General features: G+C 42.2%; 20 protein-coding genes. 2 read left to right on the forward strand and 18 right to left on the reverse strand.

Annotation, left to right across the window (positions count from 1 at the left end):
* Positions 1-48 precede the first annotated feature (48 nt).
* The 7 genes from KXQ82_RS00115 to trmB form a co-directional block, all read right to left on the reverse strand.
* Positions 49-627: a hypothetical protein gene (locus KXQ82_RS00115; protein ID WP_219485554.1), complete on the reverse strand. Its 579-nt coding sequence runs from the start codon at positions 625-627 to the stop codon at positions 49-51.
* 167 nt (positions 628-794) lie between these two features.
* A complete protein-coding gene (gene polA, locus KXQ82_RS00120; RefSeq protein ID WP_219485556.1) occupies positions 795-3,605 on the reverse strand; it encodes a DNA polymerase I in 2,811 nt (936 codons plus the stop codon).
* A 169-nt stretch (positions 3,606-3,774) separates the two neighbouring features.
* Positions 3,775-4,380 (reverse strand): DNA-3-methyladenine glycosylase I, encoded by a 606-nt coding sequence (locus KXQ82_RS00125; protein ID WP_219485571.1) that lies wholly within the window; start codon positions 4,378-4,380, stop codon positions 3,775-3,777.
* A 1-nt stretch (position 4,381) separates the two neighbouring features.
* A complete protein-coding gene (locus tag KXQ82_RS00130; protein WP_219485582.1) occupies positions 4,382-4,744 on the reverse strand; it encodes a four helix bundle protein in 363 nt (120 codons plus the stop codon).
* Between the two features lie 82 nt (positions 4,745-4,826).
* The gene (locus KXQ82_RS00135; RefSeq protein ID WP_219485584.1) at positions 4,827-5,171 is read right to left on the reverse strand and encodes a carboxymuconolactone decarboxylase family protein; all 345 of its coding nucleotides are present in this window, start codon (positions 5,169-5,171) and stop codon (positions 4,827-4,829) included.
* A 122-nt stretch (positions 5,172-5,293) separates the two neighbouring features.
* Positions 5,294-5,653 (reverse strand): MGMT family protein, encoded by a 360-nt coding sequence (locus KXQ82_RS00140; RefSeq protein WP_219485595.1) that lies wholly within the window; start codon positions 5,651-5,653, stop codon positions 5,294-5,296.
* A gap of 2 nt (positions 5,654-5,655) precedes the next feature.
* Positions 5,656-6,306: a tRNA (guanosine(46)-N7)-methyltransferase TrmB gene (gene trmB / locus KXQ82_RS00145; protein ID WP_219486869.1), complete on the reverse strand. Its 651-nt coding sequence runs from the start codon at positions 6,304-6,306 to the stop codon at positions 5,656-5,658.
* Positions 6,307-6,391: 85 nt separating this feature from the next.
* On the opposite strand from trmB, the gene KXQ82_RS00150 reads away from it, so the two are divergent.
* Positions 6,392-7,333 carry a GDP-L-fucose synthase family protein gene (locus tag KXQ82_RS00150; protein WP_219485605.1) on the forward strand — a complete coding sequence of 314 codons (942 nt, stop codon included), beginning with the start codon at positions 6,392-6,394 and terminating at the stop codon, positions 7,331-7,333.
* On the opposite strand, the gene KXQ82_RS00155 is transcribed toward KXQ82_RS00150, so the two are convergent.
* From KXQ82_RS00155 to KXQ82_RS00185, 7 genes are all read right to left on the reverse strand, one after another.
* Complete coding sequence (locus tag KXQ82_RS00155; protein ID WP_219485607.1) at positions 7,330-7,746, reverse strand: hypothetical protein; 417 nt, start codon at positions 7,744-7,746, stop codon at positions 7,330-7,332. The genes KXQ82_RS00150 and KXQ82_RS00155 overlap by 4 nt on opposite strands.
* The gene (locus tag KXQ82_RS00160) at positions 7,733-8,101 is read right to left on the reverse strand and encodes a phage holin family protein (RefSeq protein WP_219485610.1); all 369 of its coding nucleotides are present in this window, start codon (positions 8,099-8,101) and stop codon (positions 7,733-7,735) included. The genes KXQ82_RS00155 and KXQ82_RS00160 overlap by 14 nt, the downstream gene beginning before the upstream one ends.
* Before the next feature lie 44 nt (positions 8,102-8,145).
* Positions 8,146-8,412 (reverse strand): YtxH domain-containing protein, encoded by a 267-nt coding sequence (locus KXQ82_RS00165; protein ID WP_219485613.1) that lies wholly within the window; start codon positions 8,410-8,412, stop codon positions 8,146-8,148.
* 114 nt (positions 8,413-8,526) lie between these two features.
* Positions 8,527-9,576, reverse strand: a complete 1,050-nt coding sequence (locus KXQ82_RS00170; RefSeq protein WP_219485616.1) for an AI-2E family transporter — start codon at positions 9,574-9,576, stop codon at positions 8,527-8,529.
* A gap of 64 nt (positions 9,577-9,640) precedes the next feature.
* Positions 9,641-9,832 carry a hypothetical protein gene (locus tag KXQ82_RS00175; RefSeq protein ID WP_219485619.1) on the reverse strand — a complete coding sequence of 64 codons (192 nt, stop codon included), beginning with the start codon at positions 9,830-9,832 and terminating at the stop codon, positions 9,641-9,643.
* Positions 9,833-9,839: 7 nt separating this feature from the next.
* Positions 9,840-11,264, reverse strand: a complete 1,425-nt coding sequence (locus KXQ82_RS00180; protein ID WP_219485622.1) for a sigma-54-dependent transcriptional regulator — start codon at positions 11,262-11,264, stop codon at positions 9,840-9,842.
* A 158-nt stretch (positions 11,265-11,422) separates the two neighbouring features.
* Entirely contained in the window at positions 11,423-11,989 is a 567-nt protein-coding gene (locus tag KXQ82_RS00185; protein ID WP_219485634.1) for a hypothetical protein, read from the reverse strand.
* A 320-nt stretch (positions 11,990-12,309) separates the two neighbouring features.
* On the opposite strand from KXQ82_RS00185, the gene KXQ82_RS00190 reads away from it, so the two are divergent.
* Complete coding sequence (locus tag KXQ82_RS00190) at positions 12,310-12,699, forward strand: response regulator transcription factor (RefSeq protein ID WP_219485636.1); 390 nt, start codon at positions 12,310-12,312, stop codon at positions 12,697-12,699.
* Between the two features lie 69 nt (positions 12,700-12,768).
* Here KXQ82_RS00190 and KXQ82_RS00195 read toward each other — a convergent pair whose 3' ends face one another.
* The 4 genes from KXQ82_RS00195 to KXQ82_RS00210 all read right to left on the reverse strand — a co-directional run bounded on the left by KXQ82_RS00195 (position 12,769) and on the right by KXQ82_RS00210 (position 18,175).
* Positions 12,769-13,551, reverse strand: a complete 783-nt coding sequence (locus tag KXQ82_RS00195) for an enoyl-CoA hydratase/isomerase family protein (protein WP_219485639.1) — start codon at positions 13,549-13,551, stop codon at positions 12,769-12,771.
* 12 nt (positions 13,552-13,563) lie between these two features.
* Complete coding sequence (locus tag KXQ82_RS00200) at positions 13,564-13,986, reverse strand: cobalamin B12-binding domain-containing protein (protein ID WP_219485641.1); 423 nt, start codon at positions 13,984-13,986, stop codon at positions 13,564-13,566.
* 166 nt (positions 13,987-14,152) lie between these two features.
* On the reverse strand, positions 14,153-17,008 hold the full coding sequence (locus KXQ82_RS00205; protein ID WP_219485651.1) for a type I restriction endonuclease subunit R: 2,856 nt from the start codon (positions 17,006-17,008) through the stop codon (positions 14,153-14,155).
* Positions 17,009-18,175: a restriction endonuclease subunit S gene (locus KXQ82_RS00210; RefSeq protein WP_219485653.1), complete on the reverse strand. Its 1,167-nt coding sequence runs from the start codon at positions 18,173-18,175 to the stop codon at positions 17,009-17,011.

Consider the following 18,175-nt stretch of genomic DNA (forward strand, 5'->3'; position numbering starts at 1 on the left):
TTAAGGTGGATTATAAATTAAGTATTAGGCATTAATAATAGAATTGTGTTACTGTACGCTATCCCAAATATCTTTAGGTAACGCGTCTTCGCAGGGGCATTTGCTTTTATCAACAATAATAAGCTTTAATGACCGGGCTACTTTAGCGGCGTAAATTTTAAAGCCCTCTTCATTATAGTAAGCGTGCGCCAACGCGGCAGCGGCGCAAAACGCCCATGCCTGCGTATTAGACGGATCGGTTTTAAGTTTGGCGGTATAGTTATCGGCAATTTGTTTGTATTTGGCAATAACTTCTTTTGGGGCCATACTGTTGGTGCCGGTATTGAAGATCAGTTTGGTTACATTATCCGGCGTGCTTGGGTGGTAGCAACCCAATGTTTTCTGATCTATCACCTCTACAGCGTAATCAATGTTATTAACAGGATTGGTGAAGGTGTAAATATTGTTTTTGGCGTATTTGTATGGCGATGTTTTATTGGGCTCTACAATGGTGAGCGTATTGTTGCTGTACAGGATGTTTACGTTATAATTACCATCGGATGTGGTATAAGTGCCTGTTAAAGGGACTATCTGGGCAAACGCCGACAATAAGCAGCAGGTAAGTATGCAGGTAAAAAGTATTTTCATAAGGATTGGGTTCTGATGCAAGGGGCGACATCAGGTTAGGTAAAATTATCCTTTATACAACGGTACGTCAATACCCATAGTTGGGTATTTTAACGGCATACAGATAAAATAATCAGGCTTAAATTTGCAAAATTTAAGCCTGATGCCAGAAATGATGATTGGGCTGTTTAATGCGCCTCGAGCCAGTTATTGCCGGTGCCTATCTCTACCACAATTGGTACTTCGGTTTTTATGGCATTCTTCATGTTTTCCATAATGATGGGTTTTACCAGTTCGATCTCGTTTTTATGGACATCGAACACCAACTCATCATGCACCTGCATGGTCATGCGCGAATCGAATTTGTGCGCCTTAAACTCGTGGTGAATGTTGATCATGGCTATCTTGATCATATCGGCAGCAGAGCCTTGTATGGGGGCATTAATGGCATTCCGCTCGGCAAAGCCACGTACGGTTTGGTTTGCCGAGTTAATATCGCGCAGGTACCGCCTACGGCCCATCAGGGTTTGTACAAAGCCATTCTCGCGGGCAAAATTCATGGTATCGGCCATATACTGTTTAATGCCGGGGTATTGCGCAAAATATTGTTCAATAATGTCGGCCGCCTCTTTGCGGGGAATACCCAGGTTTTGCGATAAGCCGAATGCTGATTGCCCGTAAATGATACCAAAGTTTACCGCCTTGGCGTTGCGGCGCATGGTGCTATCAACCTCTTCAATGGTTTTGCCATAAACTTTGGCAGCTGTAGCGGTATGAATATCGATACCCTGGATAAAGGCATCCATCATATTGGCATCCTTGCTGATCTCGGCAATGATGCGCAGTTCTATTTGCGAATAATCCGCCGATACGATAACATGGTCATCATTACGTGGTATGAACGCTTTACGCACTTCGCGGCCACGCTCGGTACGGATAGGGATATTCTGCAGGTTGGGATTGTTGGAACTTAGCCTGCCCGTTGCGGCCACGGCCTGGTTGTATGATGTATGTACACGGCCTGTTTTTGCATTAACCATTAAAGGTAATGCATCCACGTAAGTTGATTTTAGCTTTTGCAGCTGGCGGAAATCCAAAATATCGCGAACGATATCACTCTTCGCGGCAAGCGCTAACAGCACATCTTCGCCCGTTTGGTACTGGCCTGTTTTGGTTTTTTTAGCTTTGGGATCAAGCTGCAATTTTTCGAACAATACTTCGCCCAATTGTTTTGGCGATGCTACGTTGAATTTTACCCCCGCTTTTTCGTACACTGTTTTCTCCAGTTTGGCAATATCTGTTTCCAACTCTTTCGAAAATTCTTTCAGTGTATCATGGTCTATCCGTACACCTTCAAATTCAATATCAGCCAATACATAAACTAATGGATTTTCAATTTCCATGGCCAGTTTTTCTGCATTAACTTCTTTTAGTTTTGGTTCGAAAATGTGTTTTAGCTGTAGCGTGATGTCGGCATCCTCGGCGGCGTATTCTTTTATTTTTTCTATCTCTACATCGCGCATGTTGCCCTGGTTTTTGCCTTTGGCGCCAATGAGCTCAGTAATGGAAACGGGCGAGTAACCCAAATAATTCTCCGAAAGGATATCCATACCATGACGCGTATCCGGATCGATCACGTAATGGGCCAGCATGGTATCAAACAATTCGCCCGCCATGGTAATGCCGTAATATTTAAGCACCAGGATATCGAACTTAATGTTTTGGCCTATTTTACCGATGGCGGGGTTTTCAAATAGCTCCTTAAACTCCTGTATCATCGTGGTTGCCAAATCGCAATCCGCGGAAGCGGGCACATACCAGGCCTCGCCCTTTTTAACCGAGAATGACAGGCCCACTAATTCGCATTGGTTAGCATCTGTCCCGGTGGTTTCGGTATCAAAACAAAAGCTGCTTTGTTGGCTGAGTATCGCGATCAGCTCTGCACGTTTTGCGGGCGTATCGGCTAAATGGTACGTGTGCTCTGTATTGCCAATGTTAGTTAACGCAACGGCTGGTTCAACATCGCTGATGTCAATTTCATCTACAACCATAGTGGTGCGTCCTTCATCAACAGGTGCGCCAAACAGGTCTGTTTGGATAGATACCGCCTTGGTTTCGGTGATACTAAATCCATCACCAAACACACGGCGGCCCAAAGTCCTGAACTCTAATTCAGCGAACAGGGGTTCTAACAGATCCTTACTTGGGTCGCACATTTCCAGGCCTTCTTCGTCTAATTCAACAGGGGCATCCAAAATAATGGTCGCCAGTTTTTTAGACATTAAGCCTTGCTGCGCGAAATTGATTACGTTTTCCTGCAATTTGCCTTTCAGCTCATGCGCGTGCTCAATGATGTTTTCCATCGAACCATAAGTTTTGATCAGTTGCTTGGCCGTTTTTTCGCCTACGCCGGGGATACCGGGAATACCATCTACAGCATCGCCCCAAAGGCCTAAAATATCTATTACCTGCAGCGGGTTTTCAATTTCCCATTTGGCCAATACTTCTTTTACGCCCATTATTTCCATCTCGTTTCCCATGCGTGCCGGTTTGTAGATGAAAATATTATCGGATACTAACTGCGCAAAATCTTTATCGGGTGTCATACAATACACCTGGTAACCTTTGGCTTCAGCTTTTTTGGCGAGGGTGCCTATAATATCATCGGCCTCAAAACCATCCGAAGTGATGAGCGGGATTTTGAAACCTAATATTACTTTAAATATGTAAGGCAGGGCAGCGGCCAGATCTTCGGGCATGGCCTGGCGGTGGGCCTTGTATGCTTCGAAATCGGTGTGGCGCTCGGTGGGGGCTTCGGTATCAAAAACTACGGCCATGTGGGTTGGTTTTTCTTTACGTAAAACCTCCAGCAAGGTATTGGTAAAGCCCATTACCGCCGAAGTGTTTACCCCGCCCGAAGTAAATCGCGGAGCTTTGCTCATTGCAAAATGCGCCCGGTATACCAGGGCCATACCATCTAAAAGAAATAATTTTTTCATACTATGATTTCACCGATTGCTTTTGATTTCACCGATTAGGGTTTGGCTCGACACCGATGTTACGAAGTTAATAAATGAACGTTTATAAGGAAAGATAAAGTCGGCAATCGCTTCAATTTTATATATGGCCCTATGCGATTCCCTCGTCAGGGGAGGGCGTTGTGACGTCCTATTTAAATGAGCAATCAAACACATGGTCATTCACCATACCTGTTGCCTGCATATGCGCATAACAAATGGTGGTGCCGAAGAATTTGAAGCCACGCTTTTTCATGTCTTTGGCTATCGCGTCGGAGATATCTGTTCGCGCCGGAATGATATGACCCTTTGTATTGCTGTTATTTATAGCCTTGCCACCCGGCATAAAACTGTACAGGTATTTATTGAACGAGCCAAATTCCTTTTGTATGGCGATGAACAGCCGGGCATTGGTAATGGTTGAATATACTTTGAGCTTATTGCGGATGATGCCTTCATCCTGTAAAATGCGTTGGGCATCTTCATCCGTAAAGGCCGCAACCTTTTGCACATCAAAATTGGCGAAAGCCCGGCGGTAGCCTTCGCGGCGTTTTAATATGGTGATCCAGCTTAAGCCTGCCTGGGCAGATTCCAGTACTAAGAACTCGAATAGGGTTTCGTCATCGTGAACTTCTTTGCCCCATTCTTTATCGTGGTATTCCATGTAAAGCGGGTCGGTTCCGCACCAGCGGCAGCGGGTTAAGTCCGGAGTCTTGAGTCCTAAGTCTTGAGTCGAAAGATTTGAGTCTTGAAGCATCTTATTTAAATTTTTCGTGATTATTGATCATGTAAATTAATAGCCTTGATATTTCATCGGCTTGCTTATCTAACGAGTCGAATTTTTCCTGGTCGATATATTTACAAGCTAATGCTGCATCAAGCCAGGCTTGTGTTTCGCTATTTTCCATATCGGCGTCGGTGAGCTTACTAACAAAGTGATTTGGGTATTTACGCTTTTTGTAAGATTCGGCAATTGATGCAAATACTGACCTTGATGAGCGCCTTATCTGGTCAATCAAGCTATAGGTTTCTTCTTTAGGAAAACTTTTACTTAACCAAAAGATTTCCATCGACAATGAAAAAGCTTTTTTATATGCGATCAAATCTCGAAATGAGCCCATTTAGCTTGCTTTTAATATTTATCGCAATGTAAATAAAATAACAAATACTACGACTCCTGACTCAAGACTCTCGACTCAGGACTTAGATCTCATTTAACTCATCCCAATACTCCACCGCCCTGCGGTAATGTGGTATTACTATCGATCCGCCCACCAGGTTAGCTATCATAAATACCTCATTCAATTCGTCATGCTTTACGCCTGCCTCGTGGCATTTACCTAAATGGTATTTTATGCAGTCATCGCAACGCAAAACCATACTGGCTACCAGGCCCAGCATTTCTTTGGTTTTTACATCCAACGCGCCATCGGCATAGGTAGTGGTATCTAAAGCAAAAAAACGTTTGATATTGGTGTTTGATGATTCCATTATCCTGTCGTTCATTTTGGTACGATAGGTTTCAAAGTCGTCTATTAGTTTTCCCATGGGGGTAGTTGTTGAGTTATTAGGTTATTGAGTTGTTTGGTTGTTGCAGTGCTATGCATTGACGCTACGCTCGCTTTGAGAAGTTTTCTCGCCGCTGCGCTCGCTCGAAATGACAATCTTTTTTATTTATAGTCGTCATAGTTTAACTCTATCGCCGGGTCCCAGAGCAATTTTTTAAAGTTCTTTACTTTATCATCTTCAATTTCAACGCCTTCGTTTTCCAATAATTGCTGCATCATGGTGGGGCTGCCAAAATGGTGCTTGCCGGTGAGCAGGCCAATACGGTTTACTACACGGTGCGCAGGGACAGGCGGCATAAGGCCCGGGCAGTTACCCATTGCGTAACCCACCATGCGCGATGTGCCTGCCGTACCCAGGAAGTTGGCAATGGCACCGTAGGATGTTACTCGCCCATGTGGTATCTGGCGTGCTACGGCGTACACCTTATCGTAAAATGAATCTTCCTGCGTTTTTTTGTGCATGGCTATTCAAACGAAAATTTAACGTAGTTGATGTTTTTATTATGCGCCAGGTATTTACCCTCGTAATATGTTTTTATGGAGAGCACTTCGGTAACAAAAGCCGAATGGTACAGGTCTTCTGTTTGGATATGTTTGTTCAGGCCATACTCTGCTATTTTTTCTACGGTATAAGCGTGCAGGCCGTCGTTATCGGTTTTTAAGTGTACCACGCCGTTTGGTTGAAGCACTATCTTATACATATCCAAAAAACGTTTGGATGTCAGGCGTTTCTTTTCGCGGCTGATCTGCGGCTGTGGGTCGGGGAAGGTGATCCATATTTCTTCTACCTCGCCGGGAGCAAAGTAATCTAACAATGTCTCGATCTGTATGCGCAGGAAAGCCACATTGCTGATGCCATCTTCAATAGCCGTTTTTGCACCGCGCCAAATGCGGTTGCCCTTATAATCAATCCCGATAAAATTTTTATCCGGGAAGAGGCGCGCCATGTTAACGGTGTATTCGCCTTTGCCGCATGCCAGCTCTAATACTACCGGTTTATCATTCTTAAAAAAGTTGTTGGCCCATTGGCCCTTCATTGGTTTGCCTTCGTCAAGTTGCAGTACATTAGCAAAGTCCGCAATTTCGGCAAAGCGTCTTATCTTATCTTTTCCCACGTTTATTCTAAAAAATGTAAAAATAGCTTTTCCTTTTTTATTGGTACGGATAGAGTTTATATATTTGAGCAAAAGACAATATATTTTGGAAAAAGACGCAAAAATATACATCGCCGGGCACCGTGGTATGGTAGGTTCGGCTATACACCGTAAACTGGTTAAAGAGGGTTTTACAAATTTTGTTACCCGCGGCTCAAAAGAACTTGACCTGCGCGACCAGGTTGCAGTAACTGAGTTTTTTGCAGAAGAAAAACCTGATTATGTGTTTTTATGTGCTGCCAAAGTAGGGGGCATTGTTGCCAATAATACTTACCGCGCTGAGTTTTTGTATGATAATTTACAGATACAAAACAACGTGATCCATAACTCGTACCTTAACAATGTTAAAAAGCTGTTGTTTATGGGTTCGAGCTGTATATACCCGAAGATGGCGCCACAGCCTTTAAAGGAAGAATACCTGTTAACAGGGTTGCTGGAAGATACTAACGAGCCTTACGCCATTGCTAAAATAGCAGGCATTAAAATGTGCGATGCTTATCGCGCGCAATATGGCTGTAACTATATTTCGGTAATGCCTACTAACCTGTATGGTTATAACGATAACTATCACCCGCAAAATTCGCACGTATTGCCGGCTTTAATACGCCGTTTCCATGAGGCAAAAGCCAATGGTGTGCCAAACGTTACCATTTGGGGAACAGGATCACCTAAACGTGAGTTTTTGTTTGCTGATGATTTGGCCGAAGCATGCTATTACCTGATGCAGAACTACAGCGAACCCAACCTGATCAACATTGGTACCGGGCATGACCTGTCAATTAAAGACCTGGCTATGCTGGTGAAGAAAACAGTTGGTTACGAAGGCGATATTGATTTTGATACCACTAAGCCCGATGGTACGCCACGCAAGTTAATGGATGTATCGAAATTGCATAGCTGGGGCTGGAAACATAAGGTAGACCTTGAAGAGGGTTTAGCGCTTGCCTACCAGGATTTTTTAAAGCTTACTGAACAAACTGTTAATTAATAGCTTTCGCTAAGCGGCGGAATACCGTAATCTACCGGTTTCTTTTTATCTTTTTTGCCCAATGGGATGAATGATCTGATCTTATCCCAAACGGTAGAAACGGTTTCGTGGTTGATAATACCCGATGCCTTTTGCGATACGAGGTTAACCAGCATTTTTACCAGGAAGTTTGAATTTCTGAACAGGGTTTTGTTTAATGCGAAAGGTAAAAACAGCCTTGATGCCAAAGCCACCAGGTCTTCCACATTAAAGAGATTGTCTTTTGCAGGATTGGAACTAAACCCAGAGAATATAGTGGAAAATATGGCCGATGGGCTGCTGAAGTGTTTTTTTATAGCAGCTTCCTGTTCCGTTTTCTGAACCTTAAGGAGGGCTATTTCTGCCCTCAGATCGTTAATATTATTGATCGCCATTTTCTTCCCCTTTCTTTCCCAATAGTTTTTTGATCAGGAAGTTGATGATCTTAGGTTCGATGAATTTCTTATCAAACACGGCAACAAATACAGCAATAAAAAGATAAATTAAGGCCACAATGCCAAAGCCCATCCAATAAGCACCTAAAGTTGCACCCAGGTATAATGCAAGTGTTATGCTAAAAAACAGGATGGTTACCGCGGTACACAAAAGCACAAAAACCTCGGTAATTAAACTTGCCGAAAAAGATGTGCCCTTTTCAATGGCCTGCAGGCGGGCAAGTTTAATACGGGTTTCAATATATTGCTTAACCTGGTCGGTTAGGCCTGGCTTTTCGCCGTTTGTGCTTTCCATATGGTATTTATTAAACATCCCGCCAGTGGGGGCGGGATGCTATATTATGCGTGTTCTATATCGTCCTGGTATTCTTCTTCAACACCCTTGGCTTTATTTTTAAGGTTGTTAAATACTTTGTCTTTCAAACCTGCAAGGTTGTTGATCTCGGCAGAAGCGGTTTCTTTTATCGAATCGCCAAGGTTTTTTAATGATTCGGATAATTTGTCGCGTGTTTCAGAGCCTGAATCCGGTGCAAATAAAATGCCTAATGCCGCGCCTGCCGCTAACCCTGCCAACAGCGCAACTACTATTTTGGTATCGTCTTTCATAATACTTTGTGTTTAATTGTGATATGATTGATTATTATGTCTTTATTACAAAACTACATCAAATGCCATTAATTACTAACTAATCAACCCTGTTTTTAACAGATTGTTTTGATATTATTCATCATTATTGGTGTTTATCCTGTCTAAACGCTCTTCGGCCATGCGGTTGGTTTCATATATTTCTACCAGCAACAAAAAGAACGATAGTAAAACCGGGCCAAAAACTAAACCCAATATACCAAATAAGGGTATGCCTATAACTACACCAATAATGGTAATGAGCGGGTGCGTATTGGCAACGCGCTTATTAATAAACAGGCGCAGGTAATTATCCAGGTAAACCACCAATACAAAGCCCCAGCCCAATAAAAAGAAACCCTTCCAGGTATGCCCGTTAAAAAATAAGATGATGCTGAAAGCAATTGACATAACAGGCACGCCCACCACGGGCAAAAAAGATATGAATGTACCGATCACTCCCCAGAATATAGGGTCGGGAAAATCAACTATGGTTAGGCCAATAGCAAATATAATGCCTTGCGATAAGGAGATGATGCCCTGCCCCAAAACGTTTGAGTAAGTAGCGTTGCGTAACTCTGATGCGAATTTTAGCGCGTGTACTTCTCTAAAAGGCGCATACCTTACCAGCGTAGCCTCAAACTCTTTTATTTGGGTAAACATATAGAAGAGCAAAAAATACATCACCAATATGGTAAGCGAAATATCAGCCGCGCTGCTTAAAATAGAGGGGAACAGGTTGGTTACAAAGTTCCCTACCTTTTCGTTAATATTTATGGTATCTACAAAGTGGGGCTGGTTAAGGTGCGATCCCGCAAAGGCATCAACCTTACTAAGCCACTCCTGTATAGGTAAATGCGACGAGGCCAGCTCGCTTATCTTATTGACAACCAAAATGCTCACTGCTAAAAATGGGATAACAATAGCAATAAAGGAAATGACTATGATGAGCGTTGTTGCCCGGCCGCTACCCCAGCGCCGCTTTTCGGTAAGGTTTAAATATACCGGCCTGAATATGGTGAACAGTACAATAGCCCCTAAAATTGAATTGGTTAGTCCGCGTAAGGCAAAAACTAAAAAGCATCCTAAAATAACTATACCAACCAGTATAATGTTATTGCGTTGTTTATAGTTAAATATTGACATTGGGCTTTGTTTAATTTATGCATTATAAACAAAATAAAGCTCAAATGTTTGTGTGATATTACAATTAAGGTTTGTTTAAAATGCTGTTAATATTGTTACAGCTTGTGGCAATAGCGTCGAGGTAAAATTTGCAATCGTCGTTTGGGTTGGGTATTTCATAGCGCAATTGCTCAACTGCCAAAATGATATTTGAAAGCTGGTTTTTTATATCGTGCCTTAAAATATGTCCCTCATCGGGTTTTTGCTCATCGCTCATCAGGTTATTATTTATCAAGGTTGTTGGCTTTCATTTTATTGTAGAGGGTTTTACGGTCTATTTTTAAAATTTCGGCAGCTTTGGTTTTGTTAAAGTTTACCTCGCGCAATACGCGCAAAATAGTTTCGTATTCGGCCTCCATGGCGGCGTTCTTCAGGTCGTGCTTAATTTCTTTAACAGGCGTGTGGCCGGTTGGAGCGAATACTGCCTCTGCCATCATTGGACGCGAGTTAATGGTCATTTCTAAAGGCAAGGCTTTTATTTGCACCTCTTCGCCTTCGGTTAGTAAAGCTGCGCGGCGTACCACGTTCTTCAGTTCGCGAATGTTGCCTTGCCACCGGTAGTTCAATAAACACTCGGTAACTTCGGGCGAAAAACGGCTCACATGGCGGCCCAGCTCTTCGTTGGCTAAGGCTAAAAAGTGTTCGGCTAATAACAGGATATCTTTACCACGGTCGCGCAGAGGTGGCAGATCAATAGTAAACTCGTTAAAGCGGTGATAAAGATCTTCGCGGAATTTGCCGTTGCGGATGGCATCCTGCAGGTTCTCGTTTGTAGCCACAATAATGCGCACATCCAGATCTATCTCTTTTGTGCCGCCTATGCGGCGTACTTTGCGCTCCTGTACGGTACGCAGCAGCGCTGCCTGGATATCGTATGATAAGTTGGCTATCTCATCCAAAAATAAAGTACCGCCATTGGCCAACTCAAAATGGCCTATTTTGGTGGTTAAAGCACCGGTGAAAGATCCCTTTTCGTGACCGAAAAATTCGCTGCCGGCCAGCTCTTTAGTGAGTGAGCCGCAATCCATAGCAATGAAGGGTTTATCTGCGCGGTTGCTATTGAGGTGAATACTTTTAGCTACTGATTCTTTTCCTGTTCCGCTTTCGCCGATGATGATAACGCTGTACAGGGTTGGCGCAACCAGCTCTATCTGGTGTACCAATTCTTTTGAGGCACGGCTGGTACCTACAACAAAATCGTTGGAGGCGATGGTTTTTTTTGCCGGCCTGCTTGTTTCGGCAGGGGCAGCAGCAGGAATGGAATGATTGGTAATTTCGGTTAAAGCCTTTTGGGTTTCAATGGCTTTATTTATGGTAGTTAATATCTCATCGGGGTATAATGGTTTGGTAATATAATCATAAGCCCCAAGCTTAATGAGCTCTACCGCCATTTTAATATCCGAGTAACCTGTAATGATGATAACCCCTGTATCCGGGTGCTCGCGCTTTATTTTTTTGAGCATTTCGCGCCCATCGGTATCTTCCAGCCTGAAATCGCAAAGTACAAGGTTGAATTTATTGTTCTTTAACTGCTCGGCTGCGGTGGCACCGCTGGTAGCAGTTGAAACATTAAAGCCATTGCGGGTTAGAAATTTGGAGAGCAAAAGGCCCACATTAACTTCATCATCAATGATCAGGATATTTTTCATCGGACTGGTTTTATAGGTATCAGGTGGTTAAGTTACACACAATTTATCATTTGGGCAAAATTTTCTACAATGTTTATTTATGAGATAATATTATTATAAACAAAAATAGCGATGAGCCTGGAGGCCCATCGCTATTTTTTAACATGTTGGTATGCTTATTACAAACCAAAAGCGTAAGCTAAACGTAAGCCAACAAAGCCTAAGTTGCTACCGTTTGTTACCAATGGGGTATTACCTTCGTAACGTACACCTGCATCAATGTAGTTTTTGCCACCAACAGGGAACAAATAACCTATTTGCGGAGCGTAAGTGAACAAGGTAGAGTTAGTAGCACCGATATCTTTTTTGTTAGCTACGAATGATGCACCAGCTTCTGCCTGTACATAAAGGCTTGGCGTAGCAAAATACTTTAAACCAGCTTTAGCAGGTATCAATTGGATGTTTTTAACATCAACACCACCGATAGTTTTACCTAAGAAGGTATTGTAGCCAGCGTTTACAGTAACAAATAAGTCGGTTGCAACCGGGATATCTGCTTGTAATGAACCGCCAAGGTTAACATTGTAAGCGTTGTTAAAATCGCCAACAGGGATACCGGCTTCTGCACCGATGCTTAAACGAACACCATTATTTGAACTAGATTTTGTACTTGACTGAGCGTTTACGCCTAATGATAAAGCTGCAAATGCTAAAGATAAGATTGAGATTTTAAATGTAGTTTTCATGATCTTGTGATATTATTTTATTGTGTTTTTTAATTAACGCAACAAAGTAACGGTACAAAACATATATGATTTATCATCCAAAAGTAAACACTATTCAATCGATTGATTAACAGCGTTTTATTTTTTGACTTTTATGGTATTTTGGTCAGTTTATTGTCAGGAATGTTAAATTTCGCATATTTTTAAACAAACGAGGTGAATTATTTCATGTTAAATGAATGAAAACATTTTGCGCTTTTAACGTTTTATTAACTGCCGTGATAGAATATTGAGGTAATAATCCCGTTCTTCAAATACAACATCACCAACAACTAAATACTATGGATACCAATCTGAAAAAGATACTGATACTTGATGATAATGAAGATATATTGGAAATGGTTAAAGAAGCGATGCTTAGCGAAGGCTATGATGCTGAAAGCATCAGCGCTACAAACGACATTATACAATCGGTAAAGGAATACGGCCCCGACCTGGTATTGATAGATTATTTATTACCCGGTATAAATGGCGGCGAACTTTGCCATCACATCAAAACCAACCCCGAAACGGCACATATCCCCGTGGTGATGTTATCGGCTTACCCAAGAGTGCTGGCATCTTTAGGTAATTACGGATCGGACGCGTTTATTGCCAAGCCGTTTTCGCTGGAGGAACTGACAGGTACAGTGAAAGGGTTGTTAGATAAAGCTGAGCACGCGGCGGTGTAGACTCACCCGGTCGTTGCTGCGCCGACCACCCTCTCTAACGCAAGCGTTAAAGAGGGTAAAAACAATTAATCACTCCCCTTTAAATTCGGCAGGGCGCTTTTCTAAAAAGGCGGCTACTCCTTCTTTAAAATCATGCGTGCCCATACATTTGGAGAACTCGCTGATCTCGGTTTCAAAACCATTAACATCGCTGCGGGTGGCGGCGTTTACGGCGGTAATGGCCGACGCGATGGCAAGCGGCGCGCGCTTTAATATTTTATTTAATAGCTCTTCGGCTTTGGTTAGCAACTCTTCGGGGCTAACTACATGGTTTACCAGGCCAAACTGAAGTGCATCGGCTGCGGTTACCATATCCGATGTCATGATCATTTCAAGCGCTTTGCCGCGGCCAACCAGTTGGGTTAGGCGTTGCGTGCCGCCGTAACCGGGGATGATGCCGAGGGTAAGTTCGGGTAGGCCCAGTTTGGCATTATCGGATGCGATGCGGATATGGCAGGCCATGGCCATTTCTAAACCTCCGCCCAAAGCGAAACCATTTATAGCCGCTATAACGGGCTTGCTGCCATTGGCTATCAAGTCAAAAACTTTGGTATGGCCGTTTTGTGCCAGCTCGCGACCGGTATGGGCATTCAAATTAACAAACTCGGATATATCTGCACCGGCAATAAAGGCTTTTGGCCCTGCACCTGTAATGATAATGCCGCCCACATCGGGGTTAGCAAAGGCACCGGTAAAAGCAGTATGCAACTCGGCAAGGGTAACCGCATTCAAAGCGTTCAGTTTGCTTTCGCGATTGATGGTGATGTATTGGATGCGGCCCTTATTGGTAATCAGCAGGTTCTCAAATGCCATAATACATTGGTGTTAAAAATTACGGTGCTCTTTTACCCAGTCGGTAATATAGGTAACAATATCTTTTGTGGTTGTGCCGGGCGGGAACAATTGCCCTACGCCCATCTGGTTCAGTTCCTTCATATCACTTTCGGGGATAATGCCCCCGCCGGTAATCAACACATCGTCCATCCCTTTTTCTTTCATGATGGCCATTATTTTGGGGAAAACTGTCATGTGTGCGCCCGAAAGTATGGATACGCCAATAGCGTCAACATCTTCCTGCAGGGCGGCGTTCACCACCATTTCGGGGGTTTGGCGCAGGCCGGTATAAATTACTTCCATACCTGCATCGCGTAAGCTGGTAGCGATGATCTTGGCGCCTCGGTCGTGTCCGTCGAGGCCAACTTTGGCAACCAGCACGCGTATGGGGCGGTTAAATTCGGGTGTAATCATAATTTATTCGAAGCTAAGCATTTTAACAGAATTTCGAATGTTGGATTTTCAATTTCGAATTTTGAGATCAGTCACTTTTTATGTGTAAGGCTATTGGATATACGACGGTACCAGCCGAGCAGGAGCAGGTGGCGAAGTTTATTATGGGGGTATGAGTGAGGGGGGGTTATACAATCGTTTCACTTTCCGGCATGCCATTGATATAAGTGTCAATAAATTTAAGCACCTTATCAATTACCCGCTCTACCACCGGCTTGCGTTCCAATAGTTTTGGTTTTTCTATCAGGATGTCAAATACATCATCTCTCAGCGGCTTGCGCTCTGTGAATAGGTAATTGCCGATAATGTCATTCAATTTTTCCGGCACGAGGCCTTCTTGCTTACATAAGTCTACCAAAGCTTTTCGTTTTTCATCATTAACGAAAGCATCGAATGCGGCCGGGATTTCATCAACGTCCTCAATTAGAGGTAAATTCTCTATGATGAATTTTTCAATCAGTTCCTTTTTTGAACGTAGTTGAATTTCACCTGTCAATAAGTCCAAGATGGCTTTTCGCTGCTGCGCCTGTTCTTCCGTCGTTCCGTATTTTAGTTTGGCTAATAGTTTCAGGATGTATAATACATTGATCTCGTCGCGATGGATTAATTCCAATTCAAAATCAACGTCGTTAAGTATAGATACTTTTTCTACCGAATTATCGGTCTTTACTTTGTCGTATAAGTCGAGGTATTTGCTACGATAGTCGTTAAAGGTTTGCTCGGTCATACCAAGGCTGTCAAAGCTAAAGTCGGCAAAGGTGGTCAAGATGTTTTTGATACGAAGTAATTCCCTGAAGGCTTTTACAAAGGACAATTCATCTTCTTCGTGCTCAAGGTAGTTCACACTGTCAACCGTTGGGGTTATGGCATACAATTCTTCAACGCCCTTATTGAATTGCGCTACATAGTCTTCGATAGGCTGCATGATGATCACATCTATCGCATCTTTGTTTGAGAACAAGGTTATTGCTTCGTCGGTAGCTGCTTTTAGATTGCGAAAAACCACGATGTTACCTTGCGATTTTTGCTCATTTAAAATACGGTTGGTACGAGAATAGGCCTGTATCAATCCGTGATATTTTAAGTTTTTATCAACGTAAAGTGTGTTTAGTGGTTTGCTGTCGAACCCGGTCAAAAACATATCGACTACAAGCAATATATCTACCTCTTTATTTTTTACCTTTTTTGCGATGTCGTTATAGTAATTGTAAAACGACTGGCTGTCTTTTGTAGAAAACTTGGTGCCATACATGGCATTGTAATCTGTAATAAACTCGTCCAGCTTTTCGCGGGTATGTTTGTTTATCGGAGCATTGTCGTCTATTTCCAATTCGGGGTCGGGGATAAACCCGTTGGCGTCTTTATCGTCTTCGTTAGCACCGTAAGAAAATATGGTAGCGATGCGCAGACGATGCTCCCCGGCTAACTTTTTGGCCTTGAATAGCTCGTAGTATTTAATCAGGGTATCAACACTGCTTACGCAGAACATACCGGTGAATGTGCGGCCGTGAGTTTTTTTATCGTGATTTTGAAGGATATAGTCCGTTATCTTGTTTAGCCTGTCAGGCGATTCCAACAACTCTTTTGTATCAATATCTTCAACTTTTATATCGATGTTGTTGTTGCTGTCTTCCTTTTGTTTGTACCTGCCTACATACTCTACCGAAAACTTTAATACGTTCTCATCTTTTATGGCATCGGTTATCACATATTTATGCAGACAATCATCAAAAAGTTCCTTGGTCGTCCGTTTGCCTAATTCATTTTTTATGGCGTTATCGGCAAATATCGGTGTGCCGGTAAAGCCGAATAGCTGGTGGTTATTAAAGAATGCTTTTATGCGGTTATGTGTTTCGCCGAATTGGCTGCGGTGACATTCGTCGAAAATGAAAACGATACGCTTATCCTTCAGCTTTTCCATCCGGCTTAGGTAGCCTGGTTTGCTTATGGCAGTATTGAGTTTTTGGATGGTGGTAACGATCAGTTTGGTATCATCGCCTAACTGTTTTACTAATGCCTGAGTATTATCAGTGCCGTCAATGCTACCTTTGCTAAAGCTGTTGAACTCTTTGGTGGTTTGGTAATCAAGGTCTTTTCTATCTACCACGAAAACTACTTTGTAAACCTGTGGCTGTTTTACCAAAAGCTGACTGGCTTTGAACGAAGTGAGTGTTTTGCCCGAACCCGTGGTATGCCAGATATAACCGTTTTTAGCGGTGGTTTTTACCCGCTCAATAATAGCCTCAGATGCGTAATATTGGTAAGGGCGCAATATCATGAGCATTTTTTGCGCCTCGTTGAGCACTGTATAGCGGGTGATCATTTTTGACACATGGCATGGTTCTAAAAATATCTTAGTAAATTGCTCTAACTGGGTAATTACCTTATTCTCCCTGTCTGACCAATAGAAAGTTTGTTTGAATGACTGATGCGGGTTATTAGCGTAGTATTTGGTATTAACGCCATTACTGATGACAAATAATTGAATGTATAAAAATAAACCGTGCGATGCGCCGTAGCTATGGCGGTGGTAACGATTGGTTTGGTTAAAGGCCTCCTTTAACTCCAACCCTCGACGCTTTAGTTCTATCTGAACCAAAGGCAGCCCATTAACCAATATAGTAACATCATAACGGTTTTTATAAGCCCCCTGCATAGTTACCTGTTGGGTAACCTGGAACTGATTTTGGCACCAATGCTCCTGGTTTATAAACTCGATGTACGCGCTGTCGCCGTTATCTTTGGTGTATTGTACCTTATCGCGTAGAGTTTTAGCCCGCTCAAACAGGTTACCTTTGTTCAAATGATTGAGTGTTTTCTCGAACTCCGTATCGGTTATGGTAACCTCGTTATGCTTTTCTAACTGGCTTTTTAAATTAGCAAGTAAGGCCTGTTCATCTTTTAAGACAACATACGCATATCCCAACCCTTTCAGCTGAATAACTAAATTATCTTCTAAAACTTGCTCGGGCTGGGTTGTCATTTATATGAACATTTGTTGTATTAGTCCTTTTTTAAATATTTGGGCTTGTTGAAGCTGTTGGTTTACAAGGTCGATCTTATTGTCGATAGACGAAAGAAAATCTCCTATTTTTTGTTGTTCTTTTAAAGATGGTAGCTGAATAGTTATCTTGTATATGGTAGACGCACTTAAACTTGGAACTCCAGAAGCTTCATTATACAAGTACCAGTTTATAATCGTAAATCTATGATATAACCATTTGGCAATGCAATTTTCATGCACTTCGGTATAAAACAAAGTGTCAACCGTCCAAAATGGCGTATCCATATATTTGGGATTATCAATTGTTCCTTTGCGGCCAATTAAAACTGACGGCTTATTATATAAAAAATCATTTGTTCGCCCAATTTCGCCTCCCGTTCCTAATATAGGATAAGCACCTTGACTTCTTATAATAGCTTTTTGATCTTTGCCATATTTTATAGTAATCAAATCCTCCAATTTCATTTCTTGCCAATCCGGAAACTCTTTCCCATTCCCATCTTTAAAGCGAATCTCTCGAGCAAATAGCTGTTGACTAGCCCCCTTTTTATATTTTTCTAAAAGTGCCTTTTTGCTGATAAGTTGCTGTATTTTGTCATCGATTGCTGTAAGGAATGTGGCGATCTTTTTTTGTTCTTTCTTTTGAGGAACATATATCGGATCATTTAAAACATAAGCATTATTAATTTTCATATCGTTTTTTGCCCCCTTTTTCACTAGGGGTCGTAAATAACGATTTGTGTTTGCATCTAACGAAAAATAGAAGTCTAAAAAAGTTCCATCAGCGGTATTGCCATTTACTTTGTAAACAGCATATAAAGTAGAAACGATCCCGGGTTTTCCTTTATTAATTTTTATAACGCCATATGGGTTTTCTTTTAATGGACTTTTTGTATAAACTATATCGCCTACTTCTAACACATGGTAATTATGTACTGATTCGCCTGCATACGACCTTCCCAAATGTTTTATCTGATTAACAACTCCAAATTGTTTTGAAACAGATAGCACTTGTGATTTATCATATTTCAACTTGTAATTTCGCTGTTTTGCTTCATACAATAATTGATTTAAAGGCATACGTTTCCATGAAGACCTAAATTCTTTAAACCTCAATGTAGGAAATGCATTTGTGTTATTTTCCAT

It is taken from the genome of Mucilaginibacter rivuli (genome assembly GCF_019391655.1).
In the GTDB taxonomy this organism is placed as follows: Bacteria; Bacteroidota; Bacteroidia; order Sphingobacteriales; family Sphingobacteriaceae; genus Mucilaginibacter; species Mucilaginibacter rivuli.